The 21,851-nt window shown below is 37.5% G+C and carries 28 protein-coding genes and 2 tRNA genes; 23 read left to right on the plus strand and 7 right to left on the minus strand.

All coding sequences use genetic code 11. The features are described 5' to 3' along the window. The first annotated feature begins 1 nt into the window (after window position 1). From K2N75_RS06950 to K2N75_RS07020, 15 genes are all read left to right on the plus strand, one after another. Window positions 2-616, plus strand: coding sequence for a hypothetical protein (locus K2N75_RS06950; protein WP_297680005.1), 615 nt, complete (start codon window positions 2-4; stop codon window positions 614-616). Then, window positions 613-2,379, plus strand: coding sequence for an SPASM domain-containing protein (locus tag K2N75_RS06955; RefSeq protein WP_297680004.1), 1,767 nt, complete (start codon window positions 613-615; stop codon window positions 2,377-2,379). Before K2N75_RS06950 ends, K2N75_RS06955 begins: the two co-directional genes overlap by 4 nt. After that, a complete protein-coding gene (locus tag K2N75_RS06960; protein WP_297680003.1) occupies window positions 2,376-2,858 on the plus strand; it encodes a hypothetical protein in 483 nt (160 codons plus the stop codon). The genes K2N75_RS06955 and K2N75_RS06960 overlap by 4 nt, the downstream gene beginning before the upstream one ends. Then, window positions 2,851-3,300, plus strand: a complete 450-nt coding sequence (locus tag K2N75_RS06965) for a DUF1353 domain-containing protein (RefSeq protein WP_297680002.1) — start codon at window positions 2,851-2,853, stop codon at window positions 3,298-3,300. The genes K2N75_RS06960 and K2N75_RS06965 overlap by 8 nt, the downstream gene beginning before the upstream one ends. Beyond that, entirely contained in the window at window positions 3,293-4,483 is a 1,191-nt protein-coding gene (locus tag K2N75_RS06970; RefSeq protein WP_297680001.1) for a phage tail sheath subtilisin-like domain-containing protein, read from the plus strand. The genes K2N75_RS06965 and K2N75_RS06970 overlap by 8 nt, the downstream gene beginning before the upstream one ends. A gap of 11 nt (window positions 4,484-4,494) precedes the next feature. Further along, on the plus strand, window positions 4,495-5,022 hold the full coding sequence (locus K2N75_RS06975) for a phage major tail tube protein (RefSeq protein WP_297578676.1): 528 nt from the start codon (window positions 4,495-4,497) through the stop codon (window positions 5,020-5,022). A 10-nt stretch (window positions 5,023-5,032) separates the two neighbouring features. Then, window positions 5,033-5,269, plus strand: coding sequence for a phage tail assembly protein (locus K2N75_RS06980; RefSeq protein WP_297578673.1), 237 nt, complete (start codon window positions 5,033-5,035; stop codon window positions 5,267-5,269). A gap of 139 nt (window positions 5,270-5,408) precedes the next feature. Next, window positions 5,409-5,873: a glycoside hydrolase family protein gene (locus K2N75_RS06985; protein WP_297680000.1), complete on the plus strand. Its 465-nt coding sequence runs from the start codon at window positions 5,409-5,411 to the stop codon at window positions 5,871-5,873. A gap of 9 nt (window positions 5,874-5,882) precedes the next feature. Further along, entirely contained in the window at window positions 5,883-6,224 is a 342-nt protein-coding gene (locus tag K2N75_RS06990) for a hypothetical protein (protein ID WP_297679999.1), read from the plus strand. Next, window positions 6,221-6,451 carry a hypothetical protein gene (locus K2N75_RS06995; RefSeq protein WP_297679998.1) on the plus strand — a complete coding sequence of 77 codons (231 nt, stop codon included), beginning with the start codon at window positions 6,221-6,223 and terminating at the stop codon, window positions 6,449-6,451. Before K2N75_RS06990 ends, K2N75_RS06995 begins: the two co-directional genes overlap by 4 nt. 42 nt (window positions 6,452-6,493) lie before the next feature. Continuing rightward, window positions 6,494-8,683 carry a phage tail tape measure protein gene (locus K2N75_RS07000; protein WP_297679997.1) on the plus strand — a complete coding sequence of 730 codons (2,190 nt, stop codon included), beginning with the start codon at window positions 6,494-6,496 and terminating at the stop codon, window positions 8,681-8,683. A 129-nt stretch (window positions 8,684-8,812) separates the two neighbouring features. Next, window positions 8,813-9,184: a phage tail protein gene (locus K2N75_RS07005; protein WP_297679996.1), complete on the plus strand. Its 372-nt coding sequence runs from the start codon at window positions 8,813-8,815 to the stop codon at window positions 9,182-9,184. Beyond that, entirely contained in the window at window positions 9,181-10,119 is a 939-nt protein-coding gene (locus K2N75_RS07010; protein WP_297679995.1) for a contractile injection system protein, VgrG/Pvc8 family, read from the plus strand. Before K2N75_RS07005 ends, K2N75_RS07010 begins: the two co-directional genes overlap by 4 nt. Window positions 10,120-10,354: 235 nt before the next feature. Continuing rightward, window positions 10,355-10,519, plus strand: a complete 165-nt coding sequence (locus tag K2N75_RS07015) for a hypothetical protein (protein ID WP_297679994.1) — start codon at window positions 10,355-10,357, stop codon at window positions 10,517-10,519. Between the two features lie 137 nt (window positions 10,520-10,656). Then, window positions 10,657-11,448, plus strand: coding sequence for a DNA adenine methylase (locus K2N75_RS07020; RefSeq protein ID WP_297679993.1), 792 nt, complete (start codon window positions 10,657-10,659; stop codon window positions 11,446-11,448). Window positions 11,449-11,471: 23 nt separating this feature from the next. Here K2N75_RS07020 and K2N75_RS07025 read toward each other — a convergent pair whose 3' ends face one another. Together K2N75_RS07025 and K2N75_RS07030 are read right to left on the minus strand one after the other, a co-directional pair. Then, complete coding sequence (locus tag K2N75_RS07025; protein WP_297679992.1) at window positions 11,472-11,774, minus strand: hypothetical protein; 303 nt, start codon at window positions 11,772-11,774, stop codon at window positions 11,472-11,474. A 45-nt stretch (window positions 11,775-11,819) separates the two neighbouring features. Continuing rightward, on the minus strand, window positions 11,820-12,461 hold the full coding sequence (locus tag K2N75_RS07030) for a S24 family peptidase (RefSeq protein ID WP_297679991.1): 642 nt from the start codon (window positions 12,459-12,461) through the stop codon (window positions 11,820-11,822). Between the two features lie 141 nt (window positions 12,462-12,602). Between K2N75_RS07030 and K2N75_RS07035 the strand changes: the two genes are divergently transcribed. Then, window positions 12,603-13,307, plus strand: coding sequence for a DUF4145 domain-containing protein (locus K2N75_RS07035; RefSeq protein ID WP_297679990.1), 705 nt, complete (start codon window positions 12,603-12,605; stop codon window positions 13,305-13,307). 60 nt (window positions 13,308-13,367) lie between these two features. Here the strand turns inward: K2N75_RS07035 and K2N75_RS07040 are convergent, their stop codons facing one another. From K2N75_RS07040 to K2N75_RS07055, 4 genes are all read right to left on the minus strand, one after another. Further along, window positions 13,368-14,531, minus strand: a complete 1,164-nt coding sequence (locus K2N75_RS07040; RefSeq protein ID WP_297679989.1) for an AAA family ATPase — start codon at window positions 14,529-14,531, stop codon at window positions 13,368-13,370. A 16-nt stretch (window positions 14,532-14,547) separates the two neighbouring features. Further along, window positions 14,548-15,168, minus strand: coding sequence for an AAA family ATPase (locus tag K2N75_RS07045; RefSeq protein ID WP_297679988.1), 621 nt, complete (start codon window positions 15,166-15,168; stop codon window positions 14,548-14,550). A gap of 257 nt (window positions 15,169-15,425) precedes the next feature. Then, window positions 15,426-15,502 (minus strand) — tRNA-Met (locus K2N75_RS07050). Window positions 15,503-15,547: 45 nt separating this feature from the next. Beyond that, window positions 15,548-15,622, minus strand: a tRNA-Gln gene (locus K2N75_RS07055). A 105-nt stretch (window positions 15,623-15,727) separates the two neighbouring features. Here K2N75_RS07055 and K2N75_RS07060 point away from each other — a divergent pair. Continuing rightward, entirely contained in the window at window positions 15,728-16,762 is a 1,035-nt protein-coding gene (locus tag K2N75_RS07060; protein WP_297679987.1) for a bifunctional 3,4-dihydroxy-2-butanone 4-phosphate synthase/GTP cyclohydrolase II, read from the plus strand. Window positions 16,763-16,915: 153 nt separating this feature from the next. On the opposite strand, the gene K2N75_RS07065 is transcribed toward K2N75_RS07060, so the two are convergent. Further along, entirely contained in the window at window positions 16,916-17,533 is a 618-nt protein-coding gene (locus K2N75_RS07065) for a DedA family protein (protein ID WP_297679986.1), read from the minus strand. 98 nt (window positions 17,534-17,631) lie between these two features. Here K2N75_RS07065 and K2N75_RS07070 point away from each other — a divergent pair, with 98 nt between their 5' ends. The 6 genes from K2N75_RS07070 to pyrF all read left to right on the plus strand — a co-directional run bounded on the left by K2N75_RS07070 (window position 17,632) and on the right by pyrF (window position 21,850). Next, window positions 17,632-18,405, plus strand: coding sequence for a flagellar motor protein MotB (locus tag K2N75_RS07070; RefSeq protein ID WP_297679985.1), 774 nt, complete (start codon window positions 17,632-17,634; stop codon window positions 18,403-18,405). Window positions 18,406-18,511: 106 nt separating this feature from the next. Next, window positions 18,512-19,132, plus strand: a complete 621-nt coding sequence (locus tag K2N75_RS07075; RefSeq protein WP_297680024.1) for a carbonic anhydrase — start codon at window positions 18,512-18,514, stop codon at window positions 19,130-19,132. Between the two features lie 3 nt (window positions 19,133-19,135). Next, on the plus strand, window positions 19,136-19,972 hold the full coding sequence (gene kdsA, locus K2N75_RS07080) for a 3-deoxy-8-phosphooctulonate synthase (RefSeq protein ID WP_297679984.1): 837 nt from the start codon (window positions 19,136-19,138) through the stop codon (window positions 19,970-19,972). Beyond that, window positions 19,959-20,429: a 6,7-dimethyl-8-ribityllumazine synthase gene (gene ribH, locus K2N75_RS07085; protein ID WP_115551112.1), complete on the plus strand. Its 471-nt coding sequence runs from the start codon at window positions 19,959-19,961 to the stop codon at window positions 20,427-20,429. The genes kdsA and ribH overlap by 14 nt, the downstream gene beginning before the upstream one ends. Beyond that, entirely contained in the window at window positions 20,430-21,167 is a 738-nt protein-coding gene (gene nusB, locus K2N75_RS09230; protein ID WP_363318440.1) for a transcription antitermination factor NusB, read from the plus strand. Next, a complete protein-coding gene (gene pyrF, locus K2N75_RS07095; RefSeq protein ID WP_297679983.1) occupies window positions 21,167-21,850 on the plus strand; it encodes an orotidine-5'-phosphate decarboxylase in 684 nt (227 codons plus the stop codon). The genes nusB and pyrF overlap by 1 nt, the downstream gene beginning before the upstream one ends. Window position 21,851 lies beyond the last annotated feature (1 nt).

Here is a 21,851-nt window from a genome sequence, read left to right on the forward strand (position 1 = left end):
GATGTATTACTCTTACGATAAAGAAGCAAAAGATTATATTCAAAGCACTTTAGAGAAAATCTCCTCCAAACTCCAAAACCTCAAAGGGAAGAGAGATAGAGAGAGTCTTAATAAAAAGGCACATTTGCAAGAGTGTTTAGAATGTCTTACCCGCTGCAATGCCGAGCAAGATAGCGATAAATACGATTATTTTATTTATAAAATCTATACCCTAGAATGGGGAGGAGCTGGCGCACCAGAAACAGAATCTAGGAGACTTCCCAAAAACCAACCCAACCTACCAAAACTCAAAGAAATTGCACAAACGACCTTCAAAGGAGATGTAGATGCAATGATTGAGGGGCACTCTCTTTATCAAAAGCGTATGGAGCAGTATGACGCTAATGGTGTGCCTTATGCCATCAGTGCAAGACAAGCAAAGCTTGCGCTCTTAGAGGCTGGATTATTGGAGAGGATTGAGGAAATTATACAAACGATGGATAAAGAAACACAGATTTCTTGGGAATATGCAACCGAGTTTAGCCGCAATAATCCTTTACTTTTGGCATTAGCAGAATCTCTTAAGCTCTCCAAAGAAGCCATTGACAATCTTTTTATAAAGGCAAAAACACTATGAAGACACCTTATATTGCAAGAGAACTTGTTTTTGTTCCCAATGCGTTTTGCAACTTTGGTTGCAAATATTGCTATTTAGGACAACTCACCAACACAAAAGAAAACACACAGGATATGGACGAATCTTTTAAGAAAATTGCTGCAAGGCTAAAAGAGCAAGGCGTCCTCATTTCTAAAGTGATTTTACACGGAGCAGAGCTTACAAGTGCGCCCTTAGAAGATGTGCAAAAACTCCTTCAAGCCCTTTGGGATTACAAAGCAGAAAATTACACTTGGATTAAGTCTTTTGCACCAAAGAACCTAGAGAATTTCATTCATTTAAAAACCAATCTTTATAACTTGGATTTGTTTTTTGAAACCTTTGTCAAATACAAGGTTTTCATCAGTGGTTCTGTGGATTTACCTTTAAGATTACACGAAAAATACCGCACATTAAAAAATGGCAAAAGCACACTTCCAAAAACTTTACAAATGTTAAGATTACTTGCAACCTATCCTTATGGAAAGAGCTTTAGTGCGACAATGACAGAGGAATCACTCAATGCAGAAGAGTTTATTGAAGATGTTTTAAAGATAGAAGAGCTTGGCTTTGATATGGCAAATGATTTTTACATTATGTTTGCTTACCAAAGCCAAAACGCAAGAGATTCTTTCACTATGGCAGGGGCACAAAAAATGCGAGACTTCTATCTCGCCCTAAGAGAAAGGCTAGCGGATACTAAATTTGCCCCTGCGGTAGAGCATTTATGGTTTAAAGAGTTTCTTGGGGGTTATTGCACACAATGCACAAATTGTGGCAGGGAACAACTCCTAATCCAAAAAAATGGAGATTGCTATCTTTGTCATCGCTCACAGGCTTTGGAGTCTTTAAAATGCGGAAATCTCTTTAAAGAATCTTTCAAGGAGATTGTTTTAAGGAATATTCACAATGTCCAAAGGCTAGAGAATCAACTCACACTACACCAAGATTGCTTGGAGTGCGAGTATTTTTATTTGTGCAATGCTTCGTGTGTGATTGAGAGAAAAGACACGGGACTTAGAAAAAGCTACACTTGTGCCTTGCAAAAAGAAATCTATCAAAACAATCCACTAAGATTTCCTAAAAATACTTTTTTAGCCAATCAAGCAAGGGATATGTTTTTGCGAGAGAATCAGCTAACAAGATTCTATGAATATCGTTTGCCAAATTTAGATAGAGAGTTTTTTAATCCTAAAAACAATCTTGCCCATTTGATTGCAAACGACCCAATCCTAAAAGCCTCACAAGACAAAGAGAATTTTGCACTGCTTGTCAATGGAGAAAGAATAGAAACAAGATTTCCACAAGAGGATTTGCAGACAATGCTCTTTTTAAGCCCTAAAGATTGTGTCAAGGTGCTTATTAAAAAGAGTGTTTTTGCAATTAACTGCAAAGAACCTTTTAGTCAAGATGCGAGGATTTTTCTCCTAAGGGCTACGGAGAGGGTTTATGGCGATGATAAACGCAATAAATGCGACCATATTGCATATTTGGGGTTGTTTCCTACCAAGCTAGAAACCGATGGAGAGGATTTAGGGGAATATTGGAGTTTTGAGATTTCGGATTTTTTGAGAGAAAATGCAAAGAATTACCAAAAAGACATTCCTAACTGCCTGCTGTTTTTAACTAAAGAAATGAGGGCTTATCACTATGACAAGCAGCGCAAAAATGTGTTTTATCACCTACAAGCTTTTAATCTACCCTTTGCGCGTATTGAATTTCTATGGCAAGAGGAGACACAATGAATTTAGAGAGAGATTCTAATTTGTTTTTATTTCTTGGAAGTGGTTTTGTGGCTTGGTTTTATTCTAGCATTACTTATCTTGGAATCAAAGATGTGCAAGTCTATGCGCTATTGTTTATTTTTCTTGTCTCTATGGTTGCAGGATTCCTAAAAACCCTTGCTTTAAAAGAGGAAATCGGAGTTTTTGTCTGCACAGAATTGCTTTCTAAGACTTTAATGCTAAGCATTCCCTTCGTGTTTGCACTAGAAGCAAAAATCCTAGAGGCTTTTAAATTCTTTGTGGATTATTCCTTTGCCTTTTTAACGCTCGGGGAAATCCTAGCCATTATGATTAATATCCAAAGCATTAAGACACGAACTCCAATCAAAGAGCTAGACATTTACAACCTTGCGATTAAAAAAGTGCAAGGCTTTGTCTTGCGACACTTGCGGTTTGAGGGAAAACATAACGAAAAAGAGAGGGAGAAAGAGAATGAATAAAGAACTAAGGACAATTTTAAGGCAAGGAAAAGATTTTGAGATTTTAGAGCCTTTTAGATTTTACTTTAGGGGCGATTGTGAAGCCTTGCGCAATATTCCTTCAAACTCTGAAATCTTGCAGCTAGACGAATTTAAAGGTGAATTGTTTATTGAAGTGCCAAAGGGATTTAAAACAGACTTTGGGAGCGTCCCACAACTCTTTCAAAGCCTCCTTTCCCCTGTGGGAAAACCCACAAAGGCTTATGTACTGCACGATTATCTTTGCGAGCTTGCACAAGAGGGGCATTTAAAAAGAAAGGTTGCTGATGATGTGTTTTTGTCGGCTTTAAGGATTTTAGGCATAGGCAAGATTCAAAGAGTAGTGATTTATGCAAGTGTGCGATTCTATGCTCTATGCTTCAAACCAATTTTAAATTTAATTAAAAGGAGAAACAATGGCTAGCGTTTTTGGTGTCAATACCACACGTTCCTCTAGTGCAGCACGTCCGATTCAGATTGCTTCTACTACTCCCATTGGTGCAGCAGTAAGCATTGCATTGGATTTACAGAGTGATGCAGAACTCATTGCGAGTTTTGAGGCAGAACCTCTGCGGTTTTATGGAAGTGCGGAGGAAGCGTTAAAGGAATTTTCTAAGTATGAGGGAACAATTCATCGGGTGCTAGATGGCATTAACGACCAAAATTCCAAATGCCCTTTGATTCTTAGCTTTGTTGTCATTACTCTAGGAGAGGCACAAGAAAGCCCCGAGAGTTTCTATGGAGAAGCGGGGATTAAAACAAGAATCTTAGAGGCAATCGGGAGATTCCGCAAGGCTTATGCGCTCTTTGGTTACAAGCCAAACTTAATCATTGCGCCTTACTTTAGCCACGATTTAGATGTGAGCACAGAAATGCAAAGTGTCGCGGAGAGATTGAGTGCGCACGCTATTATTGATTTAAACTGCGAGAGTGAGGCAGAGGCTACCACAAAGGTTGCTTCCTATGGAAGTGAGCGTGTGTTGCTCTGCGACCCTTATGTCAAGGTGTGGGATACACTAAAAAATGCAGAATCCTTTGAGCCAATGAGCGCAAGAATTGCAGGGCTGATTGCCTATGTAGATGGAGAGGAGGAGTATGGATTCTCTAACTCACATTCCAATCGTGTGCTAAATGGAATCTCTGGCACAAAACGCATTGTGGAGTTTGAAGCAGGAGAGGAATGCGAAGCCGATAGAATCAGAAATAAAAATATCACGACCATTATTCGTTATCAAGGCTTTAGGACTTGGGGAAATCACACCACTTCTGTGGATTCCATTTGGCAAGATTTTACACGTGTGCGCGTGTTTGATAGAATCGCAGAGGCTGCACTAGAGGGATTATTTTGGGCGATTGATAGGAGAGCCGATGAGCTAAAGGCAGCAAAAGATAGTGTAGAGCAAATGCTTTTAGCCCTTAAAGGCGCAAAAGTCTTGGTAGATTATGAAGTCTCTTGGAATGATGCACTCAACACCGCTGCTAATATCACCGCAGGCAAATTTTATTTAGATGTGCAATTAATGAATACTCCTATTGTAAAGCGTTTAGAGATTAATTTCAATTACACCGATAAATATGCCGATACACTAATTAAAATGATTTCTTAAAAGGAGAGAAAATGCTTAGTTTTTTAACAAATGGTGGAAAAGTCAGAGAAGCACAGGTGATTAACGCGGGACAAGTCTTTGTGGAGGGCATTGGATTTTTAGGTGTAACAGGAGAATGTGAAATTCCAGCCATTGAGTTTGAAACCTATGAACAAAATGGGGGATTTTATAAGAGCAATCTTAACACAGGGATTCTAAAACCCTTAACGCTTAAAACGAAATTCACGGAATATAACGAAGTTTTAATGGTTTCTATGGGCAACCAGTTTGACGATTTAAGTCGCTTTTATATCAAATGGAATGTCTCTAGCCCAAAAGGGCATTTTAGCCATACTGCGACTTTTAGGGGAAATATCACCAAAAACACTTATCCTAAAATCAAGTTTGGTGAGGCGGTAGAAGTAGAGTTGGAGCTACAAGCCTATTTTATGAAGCTTGAAAGCAATGGGATTCCAGAAGTGTTAGTGGATACGAGAAATCTAACCTGCGTCATTGGAGGCAGGGATATTTGGCAAGAAATTCGCAGCAATGTAGTATAAGGAGAGAACAATGAAAGAATTAAAGAATTTAAAATTAGTTTTAAAAGATTGTGGCAGAGCAGTAGAAATGCGTGTGCCTTTTGTGCGGGATATGCGCGCACTCTCTCATATTCAAAATGCGGGAGAAACAGAAATTGCGCTTATTGCAAATCTCACAGGAATCACACAAGAGGAATTAAATGATATGACATTAAGAGATTACACCATTTTACAAAAAGGATTGCAGAGTTTTTTAGCGGTAAGCTAATCACGAGGGATTCTTTTCTTGTGATTATTGCGAATCTAGGCGCAATCTTGCATTTTAGTTATAGGGATTGCTTAGAAATGGAGTATTTTGATTTTTTGGAATTAAACAAAATTGCAGAAAAAATGGCAAAGGAGAAAGAATGAAAAAACAAGAAGTGTTGGCGTTTATTGTGCCAATGACTGCAGAGTTTGAGGGATTTAGTGCAAGTGTGTATCAATGCCCTGCGGGATTTGATACGATTGGATATGGGCGCAACATTGAGGCAAATCCTTTAAATGCAGAGGAGAGAGCAAAGCTAGTAAATGGCAAGGTTAGCAAAGAGGTAGCAAAAGAGTGGCTAGAGCAAGAATTAAGCTGCTGCTATGATAATTGTGATAAGGCGTTTTCTTGGTTTAAGGATTTAGATACCAAACGCGCAGGGGCGATTGTGGATATGGCTTACAATATGGGTTTGGGAACACTCAAGACTTTTAAAAACTCTTTGGGCTTTATGGAGCGCAAGGATTATAAGGGTGCGGCGGAGAATTTTAGAAAGTCGCGTTGGTATGCACAAGTGAAACGGCGCGGGGTTAGGATTACAGAGATTATTGAGCGGGGGGCTTAAGCAGAATCAATGGACACTTTACTAAAGCTCTTTGGCAGTAGTGAAGGTGGAATCTCTACCGCTTTGTATGGTGTGATTGTTTCACTATTTTTTGCGCTCGTTTTTGTGGGGTGGCTCTACAAGGGTGCGCTAGAAGAGATTGCAAACCTAGAAGTTAATTTGCAAATTGCACAAGGCAATACTGCAATCTTGCAAGAATCCCTACAAAAACAAAATCAAGCCATAGAATCCCTAAAAGTGCAAAAGACACAAAAGGATACAAGCGCAGTGGATAAGATTGTGATTCAAGATTCTAGTTGTGAAGCGGAGCTAAGAGGGTATAAGGATTTGTTTAAGGAGTTGGGGAGATGAAAAATTTTGTATTGGCTGTGCTTCTTGCTCTTTTTGCGTTAAGTTTCTCTGCTTGCGCAACCAAGCCTATTGTTAAAATCCAAACCCAAGAAGTGTTAATCCCTATTAAATGTAACTTAGAGTTACCACCAAAGCCACAAGAAAATGGAAGCTTTGAATCCCACAAAGCCTTAGCAAAATACTATTTAGAAGTTGAGCAAATTGCAAAAGATTGCACAAAACAATAAGGATTAAAGAGTGTTTAAAGAGGATTTAAAAGGCTTTTAAAAATGCAAAATCTAGGAATCTCAATTAAAATCGGTTCTGCCTTAGAGAGTAAGGGATTCAATGTGGCACAAAAAGAATTAAGCAAGATTCAAAGCTTGAATCAAAGTGTATTAAAATCCACACTAACACCCAAAGTCAATCTTTCACCCCTCAACAAACTCAAAAGTGCATTGAGCGGAATCAAAGCACAAGTAGAATCCTTACGCAATAAGGATTTAGAACTCAAAGTGCAAGGCAAGATTGATAGTTTCAAATCTAGTTTTGTAGAAAAGGCAGCCATTGGTGCAAGTATTGCAATGCCTGTTAAGGCTGCGATTGATTTTGAAAGCTCTATGGCAGATGTGAAAAAGGTAGTAGATTTTGAATCCAATGAGGAATTAAACGCCTTTGGTGCAGAGATTCGCAAACTCTCTCAAACGATTCCACTTTTACCCACAGAATTAGCCAAGATTACTGCAAGTGGAGGACAACTTGGAATCGCCAAGCAAGACTTAATGGGATTTACCACCCTTGTTGCAAAAATCGGCACTGCTTTTGATATGAGTGCCGAGAATGCAGGGGATACAATGGCAAAGATTATGAATGTCTATGGCTTGGGATTAAAAGAAATGGAGGGACTAGGCGATACGATTAACCATATCTCCGATAACTCGGCTGCAAAGGCAAGTGAAATTACAGAGGTTTTAAATAGAATTGGGGGAACGGCTAAGGTAATGGGATTGAGTGCAGAGAATGCTGCGGCTCTTGGCAGTGCCTTTATCGCAATGGGAAAAGCCCCTGAAGTTGCAGGAACAGCAATCAACTCCTTTTTTACCAAACTTCTAGCTCCCGAGAAACAAAGCGCGAGTTTTAGAAAGGCTTTAGGGGAAATCGGCTTAAGCGCAGAGGAACTTAAAGATTCTATCCAAAACAATCCCCAAAAGGGTATTGAGGAATTTTTAGAAACGCTTAAAAATGTAGAAAAATCAGAACAAATGGGAATCCTAAGCGATTTATTTGGTGCGGAGTTTGGAGATGATATGGCATTGCTTGTCAGTGGAATAGACAACTATAAAAAAGCAGTAGCTTTGGCAAATGATAAAAATAAAGTGGGTTCATTACAAAGAGAGTTTGAAACTCGTGCTGCTACAACAGAGAATGCACTCACACTCCTTAAATCTAGTGTGTTAAATCTTGGAATCAGTATCGGAAGTGTGCTTTTACCTCCTTTAAATGCAATCATTGGTGTGGTGAATCCTATTATCAATGGTTTTACTGCACTTTGTGAGACATTCCCTAAAATCTCGGGAGTGGTTGTAGGCGCAGTAGCTGCCTTTGGTTCTTTTATCGTGGCAAGTGCTGGATTGGGATTCGTGTTTAATCTTGTGCATTTGAATATCCTAAAAGCCTTACCTTATTTTAGCCTTTTTAAAAGTGCAATCCTAGCAAGTGTTGCTTGGTTAAAGGCAAAGAATCTTGGATTGCTTTTGGTTAAGGCGCAGCTTGGGGCTACAATGGTTGCGATGAAACTCTATGGAATCGCAACGCTAGGCTTAAGCAAGGCAATTGCTTTAAGCAGTGTAGCACTGAAAGCCTTTGGCTCTGTTTTATCTTTCATTGGTAAATCTATTCTTTTAAATCCAATCTTTTTAATTGGCGCATTGCTTGCAGGGGGAGCGTATTTGATTTATAAATATTGGACGCCTATTAAGGAATTTTTCTCTGCTTTGTGGGATAAAATCAAGATTGGTGCAAGTGTTGCGTGGGAGGGTTTTAAAACAATTTTTAAGTGGTCGCCTTTGGGATTAATTATGCAAGGCTTTAGCGCAGTTACAGAATATTTCTCCTCGCTTTTTGCTACTTGGGTGGGTATGTTTTCAGGAGTCATCAACAAGATTGGGAGTGCTATTTCTAGCGTTAAAGGATTCTTTGGATTTGGAGAGAAAGAAAGTAGCATAAAAGTGCAGGATTCTTTTGCCCTGCAATCTGCACAAATTAATCCTATTGAAATTAAACCCATTCCACAGAATCCAAAGGCACAAGCGCAAAATATCAATGTCGCTTTCACAGGAGGAATTAATGTGCAAACCACCGATGGCAAGATTCCAGAGAACTCTCAACTGCAAAGAGATATTCAAAGAGAAGTGGAAGCGGCGTTAAAAAAGTCTAAAGAGAGTGAGCGGAATCGCACACTAAGTGATATTGATTTTTAAAAATCGCACTTTGGCTTTTAAGGGATTTAAGCGACAAAAGATTTAGTTACATACCTTTAGTATGCGCCTTTGCTTTTGTCTTGAATTTACAATCCTTTGTGCTAAACAATTTTATTTTAAGGATTAAAAATGGCTTATCTTGCATTAGGAGATTTTAAATTTGTCTTGCAACAAACACAATGCAACACAATAGAATCTAACCTAGAATTAACCTTTAGCGAGATTACAAGGATTGGGAATAATCCCGCATATTTTAATAGTGGGAAGTTTAAAGAATCTTTCACGCTAGAGTTTGATATGTTATTGCAAAAGCAAGAGGTGATAGAGGGATTCTTGGAAGCAGTGAAACTAAAACAACCTTTCTTTATGGTTTTAGGCTATGGCAAGATTATCGGTGATGTGCTAGTAGAGAGTGTGAATATTAAAAGTGAATCCATTATCCCAAATGGTGCAAGCTTGAAACGCACTTTGCAAATCACACTCAAGAGGTATTACCAATGAAGCATTTTACACCAGATTTTAAGATTCTAGCTAATGAGAAAGATGTAACCGCACACATTACCAAGAATCTCATCTCTTTAAGTTTCAAAGATGAGGCAGGAATTGTCAGTGATGAGATTACACTTAATGTGTATGGAACTTTCAAGCGTCCTAAATACCAAGATAGATTAAAACTTTGGCTAGGCTACAAAGAGAGTGGGCTTTGGTATTGTGGGAGCTTTGCGGTGCAAAGTAGTGAAAGGACGGAATCCACAACAACCATTACTGCCACAGGAGTAGATTTTAGCAGTGGGTTAAAAAAGAGAAAGAATCGTTCTTGGGAAAAGGTAAGCTTAAAAGAGATTGTAGAGAGAATCGCAAAAGAGCACGATTTAAGTGCAGTTGCTGATTTTGGAGAGATTAAGATTGCTTATGCGGGGCAGCACGATATAAGTGATTTAGCGTTTTTAAAAAAGTTTGCAAAAGACTTTGACGCAGTGTTTAATGTCAAGGATAATCAAATCATCTTTTTAAGGAAAGGTAATGAGGGTAAGAGTGCGATACCTAAAGCTTCCATTAGTCTAAGCGAATGCAGTAGTTATCGCATTAAGTATTCCAATAAAACACTTTATGGAAGCTGCAAAGCAGTATGGCACGATACCAAAGAAAATGCAATCAAAGAAGTTGTGGTAGGCAGTGGTGAGGGAGAGCAAATCAAACTAGAGCAGAGTTTCAAGAATGCAGCAGAGGCAAAAGAAAAAGCTAAGGCAAAACTAGAGAGGGCAAATAGTGGAATCGTAAGTGGAAGTTTAGAGATTTATGGGACTTGTGTATTTGCAGGTGGGATTCTCTCCTTAAGCAATGCAGGAGAGGATAGCGGGGAATATCGTATTAAGAGTGTGAATCACTCTTTGAGTGCAGATTCCTTTACTACAAGTGTAGAGTTTGAGAAGTGAGTATGAGACTTCTTAAGGGATTGTTTGTATCAATCTATAAAAGGCAATTAGGGAGATTTTTACTTGTAAAAATCCAGTGTGCCTATTCTTGCCTTGCATAGATTGATACGGACTATTAAAGGGTTTTTAAAAGCTCACAGACAAGAGTAGGCAACCTAGCTTTGATAAACAAAGCTTTCCTAATTGCCTGCTTGCTCTTAAAAACCCTTTAGTTTAAATTTAGACAGGAAACACAATGAAAAAGAAAGCTTTAAAAGCACAAATCAAATCTTTAAACCATACACTTCAAGCTTTAGAGAAAAAGTGTGCTTGTTTGGAACTCATTGTGAAATGGCAAAGTGAAAAATTAGAGATTATAAGAGAAGCAAGATTAAAACAAAAAGAGAAAGATTATATTTAAAAATTAAAGGATAGAGAGTTGATAGAGGAATCAAGATTTAAGTTTAAGGGGAAAGCCCCCTTAATGAAAACTAGCAAGGGAATCATACCTTACTTTTGAAAATCTAGCAAAAAACTTTCATTTTAAAAGGAGTTGCAATGGAAAATACAAACTTTAAAATGAAAACTAGCACTCTTAAAGCCCCCTTTGCTTGGGTAGGTGGGAAATCCAAAATGGCAAAAGAGATTGTAGAGAGAATGCCTCTGCATACCACTTATGCAGAAGTCTTTGGGGGAAGCCTAGCGGTGCTTTATGCCAAAGAGCGTCCTTTTGCAAAATACAATGAGGTGATTAATGATTGGAATGCCGATTTAATCAATCTACACAGAATCATTCAAACACGACCGCAGAGTCTCCAAATAGAATTAAATAGAATGCTAAGCGGTAGAGATTTTTTCTTAGATTCCATTCATAAAGAACCAAGAAACAATATAGAAAAAGCCGCACTTTATTTTTACTCCATTGTGCATAGCTTCGGGGGAAAGAGGGACAATTATGCAATGTGTAAAAAGGCAAGAAGCGTAAAGAATATTTACAAGAGCTTTCAAGTCTATGCAGAAAGGCTTAAACCTGTGAGTATTGAGAATCTTGACTTTAGAGAGTTTATTAAGCGATATGATAGCGAAGCGACATTATTCTATCTTGACCCGCCTTATGTGGGAACAGAGAATTATTATAAGAACAAAAAGACTTTTGATTTGAAAGACCACAAGGATTTATGCAAGACTCTAAAGAGTATCAAAGGTAAATTCTTGTTGAGTTATAACGATTGTGAGCTAGTAAGGAATCTCTATCAAAACTTTACCATAGAAACCCTAGAGACAAAATATAGAATCAATATGCAAACACAGAATGTCAAAAGAAAGGAGTTGTTGGTGAGGAATTATTAGGCACTCCAATGTGCCTACTCCTATTATTTAAAAGACTCTCTATAATAATCACTAGATTCTACATAGGTTAAAACCACACTTTTACAAAAGCAATTTTCTACTTTGATTTCAATTCTTTTAAAATCCTCACTGACTTTTGCATTCTTGATGTCTTTAATCACTTCTTGCAAAGCAGTGATTAAGGCTTTCATCTCCTCTAGTGTTTGCAATCTTACATTTAAATTTTGATTGTAAGTATAAAGAGAATCGTCAGTCTCTTCGTATCTTGTTAAAAGGATTCCCTCTAAATATTCTCTTAGTGTTTCTTTCTTTACTAGGTTTTGCATTGTCTCTCCTTGTCTTTTGATGAGACAACATTAACTCTCCACAGCTTAGTGTGTGCTGTGTATTCGTCTAATTTCACCAATAACCGCGCCAATTATCAGAAAATCTCCATTGTTATAAAAAATATCTTTAAAAGCTGGATTAAAAGAATGCAGAATTACTCCATTTTGTTGTTTAAAAACTTGCTTGATGAAAAGCCCCTCTCTTGTATTGATAACATAAATACCTTTATCTTTAAAGGGCTTTGTTTTATCAATCACACAAATAGAGCCGTCCTTGATGACAGGCTCCATAGATTCGCCAAAGCTTGTAATCCATTCGCAATTTTGGCTTTGAAAGAAATTGAGCAGGGTATTATCTACTACTATCTCTTGGTATTCTACAAACTCATTAATTCCACCCCCTCCCAAAGAAGCATTGGTTTTATAGAGTTTTAGAATCCTATATTTCTCCTCACATTCTAAACTTTCTTTAGGGGAGCTTCCAAAGAAAAAGTAATTAATATTAATCTTTCTTTGCTCTAGGAAGTTTAGGATTTGTTTATAAGGGATAGAGTTTCTAAACTTCATACTATTAAAAGTATCGGGGTGTATGTTTAAGGCTTTGGCTATATCCATAGCTTTAATTCTTGTTTGTCCCTCACTCGCCAAAATATCCTTTAGCTTTTCTATAATCTCTTCCATTTCCATAATAATCCTTTTACTTTAAAAGGAATCTAGCATAAAATTAAGAAAAAGAAAGAATGGCTTTTGAAATGAAAGGGGAATTAAATAAAAGAGATTCTTAGTAGAATGTGATTATAATATTCCATTTGAAAAATAGGAAAAATAATGCAAAGATTTGTTTCTCCAAGTTTTTGGCAAACAGCCTTTACTTGTCCTTATTGTAGTGTATTGGCTCAAATGAATTGGGAGTGTCTATATGAAGGACATACGCCTGATATAAATTATTCTATACACATTGCAGTGTGTCAAGTATGTAAGAATTATAGCCTTTGGTGTAAATATGGGACATTACAAAGGGGTAAGCCCACTATCAAAGAGGAAATGCTCTATCCCAAATCCTCTGCTATTCCTCCAGCAGAGGATATGCCCGAATCCATTAAGGCAATCTACAAGGAAGCTTCAAGCGTTGTAGGGGATTCCCCTAGAGCAGCTTGTGCTTTGTTGCGTTTAGCCTTAGAGGAATTAATCTCATATTTGAAAGATAATTCTGAAAAATGCAAAAGCCTTAAAGGCAAGAATATCAATGAGAATATTAAAGAACTTGTTAAATTAGGACTTCCTGCAGAAGTGCAAAAAGCCTTAGACATTGTGCGCATTACAGGAAACAATGCTGTGCATTCTGCAAAAGAGCTAGATATAAACGATAATCCAGAGATTGCCCATAAACTCTTTGAGATATTAAATTTCATTGTGCAAGAGATGATAACACGCCTTAAGGGAATTGATAGTTTCTTTAAGGATAATATATCAGAGGGCGCAAAAGAGGCAATCAAGAAAAGGGATAAGGATTCTACTTTAGATTCCCAATAGGTTTGTGATTGCTTTAGTTGTCTTGTATATCAAATTGAGAGGTGAAGTTAATGGCAGTGATTAAGGGCGATTATTCCCTTTGCTTAAAAAATTATCTAAAATTTCAATAACACTTTCAAAGTTTTTAAAATCCTCTTTTGTGCCATTTTCACAAAGCCAATCACAAACTTGCATTTTACATCCATCTCTAATCACATATGTTTTATTCTCTGTTCCTTCTTTATTGGTTGCTGTATAATAAATCATCTCGTTTGCTCGTCTAATAATTTTCTCTATTGTTTCTTGAGGAAATAAATTTTCAACCCCCTTTTTTATTGGATTATTGTCAAAAAAGGGCATTTTATCAATAAACAGAATATCACTGCTATATTTTTCACCATAATTTATATTATTCTCAGGGTCATTAAGTAAAAGTATTTTATTGGGTATCAAATTTGGATTTGCCTTTAAAAACATAGCAGCTTGTTTCAAAGCTACATCGTTTGAGCTTTTTGTTCCATTACTAGTCTGCTCCCCAACAATATCTATACGAATACAATTTCCGTCCAACAAATCTTGCCTACCAAATAATTCACAGGCTCTTTTGATATATTTCACATCAGTTGGTCCCTCTACAAATACTATCGGTTTATTTAAGCTTCTAATTTTCTGTTCTAAATCCTTTTCAAAAGTTTCTGTATTTTGCAAAATTGTATAAGCACTTTGAAATTCAGAAAATCTTTCTGGATTGATGATATTTCCATTTAGCATATCATATAACATAAAATTGTCTCCAAACTCTTCTTTCATACCCAATACAAACAAAGGAGAATGTGTCGTAATAATAAATTGAATTTTGGGGAACATTTTAATCAGCTGGGGTAACACTTTACTTTGCAGATTAGCGTGCAAATGCGTATCTATTTCATCAATAATAACAATTCCTTTAGGTTCATCAGCAGTATCCGTGTGTCTTATAATATTTACAAACATATTAAATAAGACACTTTCTCCTAAGGAAAGTTGATTTATGTAGCTTATAGTGCCCCCTTCTAGTTCAATGCCAAATCTTGTTCCAGCTTTAGCATAATATCTTGGAAAAACATTGAGATATATCTCATTATTTTGTTTTATTAGTTGCAAGAAATCATTAATTGTATCATACTTGATTTTATCTTGCTCCATTTTACGCAATAAATAGTTATTCAATTTGTCGCTACATGCTTGATATAATAACCTATCCATTAGTAAATCCATAATATTAGGTTTCATTAGATTTATTGGAGGAAACTATCACCAACTCTTTATTGCATTCTTTTGAATCTGGAATATGCTCTAATGGAATATCTCTATCAAAGCCTTCTTGATTTTTCCAAAAAGGTTCTTCATATCTGTATGCTGGTAAATAAAAATGAGCATATTGTTTCCATTCTTGTTGCAAATTTTTATTATTTTCAATATGTGTTATTATTTTGTCTTGTGTTGGCTCTAATTGGAAATTATTAATAATAGTTTGAAAATCCTTTAAAAAAATATTATCTCCTATCTTGTCGCAATATTCAATAATTTGTTTATTTTTATTAAAACTTTCAAATTGAAGTATAGAAAAACCTTTGTTGCTACCATTTTTTAAATTAATACCACCATTAACCTTATAATAATAACGAGAGTTGTCATTCTTGTATATTCTAATATTTCTAAATAATTCGCCCCCAATTTCATACAAAGCATCCACTATTTGTGCTAGCAGAATAGTTTTTCCTGTGCCATTCTTGCCGACAAAAATTACAGGTTTTGGATTCCTATTTTCATCAAAAGGCATTTTAATTGATAATTCATCTATTGGTCCTATATTTTTAATTCCGATATGCTTTAAATACATAACTATTTCTCCTAAATCATGTCTGTTCTTAGCGAGGATTCTACTCAAGAATAGTTAAGACTCATATAAATAAGTTTTGATTAAAAATAGCTGAATTTTTCTATTTTAAATCAAACCACTTCGTTTTTAAATGGAAAAACTTTGATTTTAAATGGCGTTTTATACAAATCCTAAAATATTATCAACATTTAAGATTTTATTTTAAATCCAATATGTGCAGATTGCGTAAAACAAAATAATAGAATTGGAGAAAGATTTGGTAGCGGGGGGCGGATTTGAACCACCGACCTTTGGGTTATGAGCCCAACGAGCTACCGGGCTGCTCTACCCCGCGATAAAATTTATAAAAAGATTATAAATGTTATGAAGTGAGAATAAGTGGCTGGGGTACAAGGATTCGAACCTCGGAATGGTTGGACCAAAACCAACTGCCTTACCGCTTGGCGATACCCCAATAAAAAGCGAAATTATATCTTTATTATTTTTATTTGTCAATATATTTAAAGATTTTTTTGTAAGTTTGTGATATACTTTACAAAAAAATGCAAAAGGTTAAGAAATGCAAAACGAAGCATTTTTGCGCGTAGAAGAGGCGATTAAAGCGATTAAAAATGGAGAAATGATTATTATTATGGACGATGAGGATAGGGAAAATGAGGGCGATTTGGTAATGGCTGGAATCTTTAGCACACCCGAAAAAATCAACTTTATGGCGCAAGAAGCGCGTGGGTTGATTTGTGTTTCTATTACCAAAGAGATTGCAGAGAAGCTTGATTTACCCCCAATGGTTAGTCAAAACAGCTCCAATCACGAGACGGCTTTCACGGTTTCTATTGACGCCAAAGAGGCTAAAACAGGAATCTCTGCGTATGAGCGAGATTTAACGATTAGCCTAATGTGTAAATCCAACACAAAACCGGAAGATTTTGTGCGACCCGGACATATTTTTCCATTGATTGCCAAAGAGGGCGGTGTGCTAGAGCGCACAGGGCATACAGAGGCGAGTATTGATATTTGTCAGCTTGCGGGGCTTAAGCCTGTGAGTGTGATTTGTGAAATTATGCGAGAAGATGGGCTAATGGCAAGAAGAGGGGATAAGTTTTTGAGTGAATTTGCGCAAAAACATTGCTTAAAGATTCTTTATGTTTCGGATTTGATTGAGTATCGCTTGCAGTTTGAGCAGCTTATTAAGCCAATCTATCGGGAAAAGGGCAAGTTTTTAGGTGCAGAAGTGGAAAAAATCCAATTTCAAGACCATTTAAGCAGAATCCATACAGCCTTTGTGTTTGGCAAGCCGCAAATTCCTCTCGTCAAATTCCACATTGTGAAAGAGGATTTGGAGCTTTTAGAGAATGAAAACGCATTTAATGGATTAATCCAAGCAATTGAGCGGTTAAAACAAGAAGGAGGATATTTGGTTTTTTTGAAAACCTGCGGTGGCAAGGACATCAAGGGATTAGGAATCGGGGCGCAGATTTTAAAATCGCTAGAGATTCGGGATTTTAAGCTCTTAAGCGTCTCACAAGTAGATGAGTCTGAATATTGCGCATTAAGCGGATTTAACCTTAGAATCCTAGAGAGGGTAGAGGTATAAAAATAATATGGAATCTCACAAGGACGCAGTGGAAAACTTAAAATAATCCAAAATTATGGATTTGCAAATGTGGGTGAATTTGCTCACGCAAATGCACGCCACAGCCCTAAAGGGCTTCGCAATGATGAAAGAAAATACTACGAGTATGCAACATTAAGATTCCTTGTAGTGGCTTATTTTTTTGCGTTGTTGCAAAAAAATATACAAGCCAATACCAAATAGGACAAAGAGAGTAAGCCCTAAGGTAATCCAATGCAAATATTCTTTCAAAAGTGCTTCATTTTGCCCCAAAAAATAACCAAGCGTGGCAAGAATGCTAACCCAGATTCCAGCACCCAAAGAAGTATAAAGACAAAAAAGAGCTAGCGGCATTTTACCCAATCCTGCAGGAAGCGAAATGTATTGCCTCACAACAGGAATCAAACGCCCGCTAAAGGTAGAAATATGTCCGTGTTTGGCAAAGAAATTTTCCATTTTTATCATTGTTTTTTCATCAAAAAACACATATTTGCCAAATTTGATGAGAATCTCGCGCCCTAAAAAAAGTGCCAAATAGTAGTTGAGTAATGCGCCTGTGAGTGAGCCTAAGACGCCACAAAGAATTGCGACAAAGAGATTCATCTGCCCCAAATGCGCCAAATATCCTGCGGGTATCATCACAACTTCACTTGGAAAGGGAATAAAACTGCTTTCTAAAAACATCAAAAAAAAGATTCCAAAATATCCAAAAGTGTGGATAGATTCTACTAAAAAATCAACAAGAGATTGCAAAATTTCCTCACAAAATTTAAAAATTAAATAAGATTATAACTAAAATCAAGCTATAATCTCAAAATTTAACTAAATTTTAGAATCTTAAAGGGAAAAATTTGGCAAAAAATAAATGCCCCGCTTGCGATTGTCCTCAAGGTGTTCCATTATGGCTTGGGACTTATGGGGATATGGTTACTTTGATTCTAACCTTTTTTATTTTGCTGCTTTCAATGGCAACCTTTGATACGCAAAGAATCGCATTGGCAATCGGCTCTTTGGAAGGTTCTTTGGCGGTGCTTGAGAAAGGCTCGCAAACACAAATCAATCCGCCCGCGCCGATAAAAGCTACTCCTATGGAAACCGAAGTAGAAATGGATAATGTGGTGAATATTTTTGCAAGCCTCATTACGGATTACAACGAAGTCAATCGTATCTCCAATGGACCTTCTGTGGAATTAGAGGAATCCGAAAAGGGCGTGGTGATTAGAATCCCCAATGAATTGCTTTTTGAGAGCGGAAGTGCGGTTTTAACAAATCCAAGTGGAATCGCACTTGTTAAGCGGCTTTCAATGGAGTTTGCCAAACTCCCTAATGCTGTGTTGATTAAAGCCATAGGGCATACTGATAACACCCCTGTGCGAGAGGATTCGGTTTTTGAGGATAATTTGGAATTATCTATCGCGCGCGGTGTGAATGTCGCAGATCTTATCCTTACGCAAGGCGTGGCAAAAACGCGTGTATTGGGGGGAGGTGAGGGGGAGTTTTCTCCGATTGCCAATAACGAAATTCCCTCCTTGCGCGCCAAAAATAGACGCGTAGATTTGTATGTGTATAGTGTGGGTGAAGATTTATCTGCCGCAATGGAAAGCCTCACCAAAGTTACCCCTTAAGTCATTGGATTGAGGATAAATGATGTCTAAAAAGAATCCGACAGAACAAGAAGCCACAACGCCCGAAAATGCAGATTCTAAACTTACTTCCAATGCGCCCAATACGATTGATTTGCTGTTTGAAGGAGTGATTAAGTTTAAAGAGGAGAATTTTTTAGCCTATAAAGAATTGTTTGAGAATCTTAAAGAGGGGCAGAATCCCCACACGCTTTTTGTGGGTTGTGCAGATTCTCGTGTCGTGCCTAATTTGATTACAAACACCTTGCCCGGCGAGCTTTTTGTCGTGCGCAATATCGCAAATATCGTGCCGCCTTATCGTGAAGCAGAGGAATATCTAGCGACAACTTCCGCGATTGAATATGCGTTAGAGGAATTAAAAGTAGAAAATATCATTATTTGTGGGCATTCGCATTGTGGAGGTTGCGCGGCGCTTTATGAGGAGGAACATTTTATCAATATGCCCAATGTTAAAAATTGGTTAAAACTCATTGAGCCTGTAAAAACACAAGTGCTTTCACTTAGCCCAAAGACAAAGGCTATGCGTAGCTTTTTAACGGAGCAAATCAACATTGAGCGGCAGATTATGAATCTCTTTACTTATCCAAAGGTAAAAGAAAAATATCTTGCGCGCACCTTAAACCTTTATGGTTGGCATTACATTATAGAGAGCGGGGAAGTGTATAATTACGACTTTAAACGACACGAATTTAATTTATTGAAAGGATAGAAAATGATTATTATCGCAGGTCCGTGCGTGATAGAAAATGATGAGATTTTAGAAGAAATTGCAGAATCGCTCCAGCCGCTCTCGCAAAATGAAAAAGTGGATTTTTATTTCAAGGCAAGTTTTGACAAGGCAAATAGAACAAGTTTGGAATCCTATCGCGGACCCGGACTTGAAAAAGGCTTAGAATCGCTAGCAAAAATCAAGGCAAAGTTTGGTTATCGGTTGCTAACAGACATTCACGAGACTACCCAAGCCGCACCTGCAGCAAAAGTTGTAGATATTTTGCAGATTCCAGCTTTTTTGTGTCGGCAGACAGATTTGATTGTTGCTGCGGCACAAACAAATGCTATTGTAAATATCAAAAAAGGGCAGTTTATGAATCCAGCAGATATGAAATATTCTGTACTTAAAGCTCTTAAGATTCGTGCAAAAGCACAAAACGAAGCAGTAGAGGAAGCGAATCTTGAAAATTCTTTAAAATATAAAGTCTGTTTGACGGAGCGCGGAAGCAGTTTTGGCTATGGAAATTTAGTTGTGGATATGCGCTCTCTAGCAATTATGCGTGAGTTTGCTCCTGTGATTTTTGATGCAACACACGCGGTGCAAATGCCCGGTGGCTTAAATGGAAAAAGCGGAGGAGATAGTCGTTATGCGCCTCTACTTGCGCGGGCTGCGGCAGCTGTGGGAATAGATGGATTGTTTGCCGAAACGCATATTAATCCAAAAATTGCTCTAAGTGATGGTCCAAATATGCTTACTCCTAAGATGCTTTTAGAATTAGTAGAGCAGATTTTAGAAATTCAATATCTTGTTACAAAGGAAAATTATGCAAATCATTGAGGGAAATTTATCGCTTCTAGGCGATGAGAAAATTGCAATTATTTCTAGCCGTTTTAATCATCTGATTACAGACAGATTGGTAGAGGGGGCAAAGGATTGCTTTTTGCGCCACGGAGGCAGAGAGGAGAATCTCACACATATTTTGGTGCCGGGAGCTTTTGAGATTCCTTTTGCGCTAGAAAAAGTCCTCGCACAAGGAGATTATGATGGCGTTTGCTGCTTGGGTGCGATTATACGTGGCGCGACACCACATTTTGATTATGTGAGTGCCGAAGCAACAAAAGGAATCGCAAATGTTACGATTCGTTATGGTGCAGCGGTAACCTTTGGTGTGCTCACAACCGATTCTATTGAACAAGCTATTGAGCGCGCAGGCACAAAAGCTGGAAATAAGGGCTTTGAATCTATGGCGGGTTTGATTGAGCTTATTAATCTTTATCGCAAGATTGGAGCATAAATGGCGACAAGAAGCCAAGTGCGTGAAGTCGTTGTGCAGCTTTTGTATGCTTATGATAGCGGGAATGAGGGAATCTCTAAGTTTGTAGAAGAAATCTTAGAGGAGCACAAGATAAAAAATGCACAAAAAACATTTGCCCAAGAATTGTTTTCTGGCGTCCTTGCAAATTTGGAATCCTTAGACTTGCGCATTACACATCAGCTAAAGGATTGGGATTTTGAGCGCATTGGCAGCATAGAGCGCGCAATCTTGCGGCTAGGTGCGTATGAGATTATTTTTAGCAAGGTGGATAAAGCAGTTGTGATTAATGAGGCATTGGAGATTGCCAAAAATTTTAGTTACGAATTATCGGTTAAATTTATCAATGGCGTATTAGATGGAATCGCTAAAAATTACAAACTCTCACTAGAGGAGATTCAAGCGATTTTAGAACAACAAAGAATCGCTAAAGACGCAGAAAAAGCGCAACAAAAAGCAAATAAAACTCCAAAAGAGCCTTTGCAAAAAACAATTCAAAAACCTCAAAAATCTTTTAAAAAAGCAAATGCTTCAAAAAATGCAAAATCATCAAGAACTACCAAAACAAAAACTTCTCATTCTTTTAAAGGCTCAAAGTCTAGGGATTCCAAATCTAATCAAACAAAATATACGACATTTCCCGCTCAAAAGAAGCAAGGAGAAAAATCAAGAGAAAAAATCCAAAAAAAATTTAAAAATCTTACACCAAAGGATAAATAATGAAACTTTGTGTTGCTCTAGATTTGCCTAGCGCAGAGGAGAATTTGGCATTATTGGAATCGCTAAAGGACAAGGATTTATGGGTTAAAGTCGGTTTGCGTAGCTTCATACGTGATGGTGCTTTGTTTTTAGAGCAAATCAAAGCCATAAACCCGCTTTTTCGCATTTTTTTGGATTTGAAGCTTTATGATATTCCTAATACAATGGGCGATAGCGTAGAGGAGATTGCAAAGCTAAAAGTTAGTATGATAACTATCCACGCAAGCAGTGGGCAAGAGGCTATGCGTGAGGTTATGCAAAGGCTAAAGGCGATTCCAAATCCTCCGCTAGTAATGGCAGTAACTGCGCTTACGAGCTTTGATGAAAAGGGATTCTTTGAGATTTATCATACGGGATTACAAACGCAAGTGCTGGAGTTTGCGAAAACCGCAAAAGAATGTGGGCTAAATGGTGTCGTATGCTCTTGTGCGGAATCTCAAACTATCAAAGAGCAAGTGGGCACGGATTTTTTGACGCTTACGCCTGCGATTCGTCCCTTTGGCGAGAGTAGTGGCGACCAAAAACGCGTGGCAACCTTAGAAGATGCAAAAGCTGCACAAAGCGATTTTATCGTCGTGGGACGCCCGATTTATAAAGCGCAGAATCCAAAAGTAGTAGTAGAGCAAATTTTAAGAGAAATGTAAC

The sequence above is a fragment of the Helicobacter sp. genome (assembly GCF_029067145.1).
Classification (GTDB): Bacteria; Campylobacterota; Campylobacteria; order Campylobacterales; family Helicobacteraceae; genus Helicobacter_D.